At 51.5% G+C, this 2,253-nt stretch carries 2 protein-coding genes and 2 pseudogenes; all 4 read right to left on the bottom strand.

What is annotated here, in order from left to right; all coding sequences use genetic code 11:
• Positions 1-248: hemagglutinin repeat-containing protein (locus HNQ59_RS20030; protein ID WP_184042012.1), on the bottom strand; the 248-nt coding region annotated here is incomplete at its 3' end.
• Between the two features lie 745 nt (positions 249-993).
• Positions 994-1,128: pseudogene (locus HNQ59_RS19260) on the bottom strand (transposase); the annotation flags it as partial.
• Between the two features lie 182 nt (positions 1,129-1,310).
• Positions 1,311-1,712 carry a hypothetical protein gene (locus HNQ59_RS19265; RefSeq protein WP_184042011.1) on the bottom strand — a complete coding sequence of 134 codons (402 nt, stop codon included), beginning with the start codon at positions 1,710-1,712 and terminating at the stop codon, positions 1,311-1,313.
• A 9-nt stretch (positions 1,713-1,721) separates the two neighbouring features.
• Positions 1,722-2,253, bottom strand: a pseudogene (locus HNQ59_RS19270) (hypothetical protein); the annotation flags it as partial.

Genomic DNA, 2,253 nt, shown 5'->3' on the forward strand with positions numbered 1-2,253 from the left:
GCAAATTGCACGTTGGCGCTCATGCCGCCCCCGCTGCCGTAGATGGCGACTGCGCCGCTGATGCCACCACTGAGCTGTTGGTTGCGGTAGTCGTCGCGGTCTTGCAGGCTTTGCAGGGTCAGGTTGCCGCCAATGTCGGCTTCGATGCGTTGCCCTTTGGCCACTGCGCCCGATAAGGTAGTGTCGCCGCCGCTCTTCAGGCTCAGGGTCTGCCCTGCGCTCAGGTGGCTGTTCTGGTAGCCGATCAGGTCGCCGTTCTACCGGCCCCGTGCGGCTTTTGCTACGCAGGATGTCTTGTCGGGCCTGGCCTTCCAGTTTGAGGTCGCCGCTGGCTTGCAAGGCGATCTGTTGTCCTTTCACTTCACGGCGCTGCTAGATGATCCGCATGAGTTCGGGAGATGCCCTCTCAACACCAGCCAAGTCAGCAGCCGCAGAGCTAAACAGAACATTCGGATTCGATAATTCAAGCGTACCTACTCTGTTTGGAACAACGGAATTACGCCTTACGGCCTTGATTTAGTTCGATTAGCGAATGGGCTTGCAATCATCAAATCCGTGCGCCACTAGAAGGTTTGCCAGTTGTGCGGAGCAGTTAATGTGCCCTGTCGAATCCACCACTGTCCGATCAAATACTGGCTGTAGTAAAGCCGTTGTAGCGGCTTGGGCCTGGCTCGCGAGAAGAGATGATCTGTACGATACCTCAAGAACACACTCTCGCTCTTCTTGGTCTTCGGTTGGCCCAAACAACGTGACTTGAACTTCATCAACATTCCCGACGTAAGCCGGTACCTCATCGAATCGACCGGCGTCATCTTTAGTTAGACGTATCCCAAAAACTCGCGCCAAGTCAGCCGACAAATCGGGAAGCGAGCGGCGTTCGTCGAATTCAACCGTGGCTAGAAAGTGAGTCATCATGGGTGTCCTGGAATGAAATAGATTTGTGCGTCACCAGCGTTCAACTTCTTCTGAATTTCCGTAGATGTAAATACTCGGAAGGTAGAGTACGGCGCAAAACACTTCATACAAATCCACTCGCCGAGGGCAGGTCTTCTTGCGTGCACTGTCCAGCAGCGGGTAGATGGCGTCAAATTGTTCGTGACTGATGTCACTTGGGTAGTTTTTCCTCACCTCCGGAGTTTCTCACATCTGGCGGGGCTCCGAGACCATAAACAGGTTCTTAGACCAGAGGGGTGCCAGATGGTAGAACTGGGCGGTTGCAAACAACCCGGGAACAAGGTAGAACAGCGTGGACAGTAAAAAGCTGGCGTGGATCGATCTGGCACCAGCCTCGTTCATGCTTCAGCATGAATTCATTTAGAGTTAGGCAGGAATTTAACTCCAATCCGATCCGCACTTATGGCAATCATTTCCCCGTCAAGGTAGGCATACTCAGATTCGAGAGCGCTGTTCTCAAAGACCACCCCCTTTGAGTACAAGAACCCGCCAGAAACCCTACCAGTGATCTTATATGCAAGTCCGTTTGCCAGCTTTTCAATATTTTCTGGCGCATCCGATCCCAGTTCCTCGACTTCATAGTCGTCAAAAACGACAAGGCTTAGCTTTACACTATAACTCTCCCCCACCTTGATTCCAGAGGGGTGGTTGCCTGCAAAACAAGTTATAAGCGTGTTGCCACAGCTTATAACGATCTCTTCTTCGACAATTTCGCCAAGAGCCTCTAAATAAACTAAGTTTTTTGTTACCTCAGCCATCCCCCCCCCTTAATTCTTGGGTTCTTCATAAGGCCACCGAAAGCCGACCTTTGGATTTGGACCAAGAGTATCTGTACGGAACGCCTTCAATTTGGCCTGTGCCGAGTCGCCAAGTAGGTCAAACAGCTCCGTTCGTGGCTTCGTGTGAATAGTGGTTATAAACCCATCCGCATTCGTCCCAACGAACCCAAACAAAGATTCACCTGTCTTTTTGGAGTTGCGGATGAACGAAACATATCCAGTCCTAACTTGATTGGCAGGCTCATAGAAATATTGGACCTGATGCCCGTTCTCCATAATATCTCTGCCAACTTGCAAATAATCTTCTGCGGTCGATACGCCAATAGACTTGAACTCGCCTCCGTGCTTATTAAAATGGCCAATTAGATTCGCCTCATTGGCAAAGCTTGAGCCTGCATTGTTTGGAACTACCTCACTCCCCCCAACCCTCGGCCCCTTCCCCGCCGCCAGTATCGCATCCCGCTCAGCCGCTGTCAGGCTCTGGTTTACAACCTGCACAAGGATGTCTTTTCCATTAATC

It is taken from the genome of Chitinivorax tropicus (assembly GCF_014202905.1).
Taxonomy (GTDB): domain Bacteria; phylum Pseudomonadota; class Gammaproteobacteria; order Burkholderiales; family SCOH01; genus Chitinivorax; species Chitinivorax tropicus.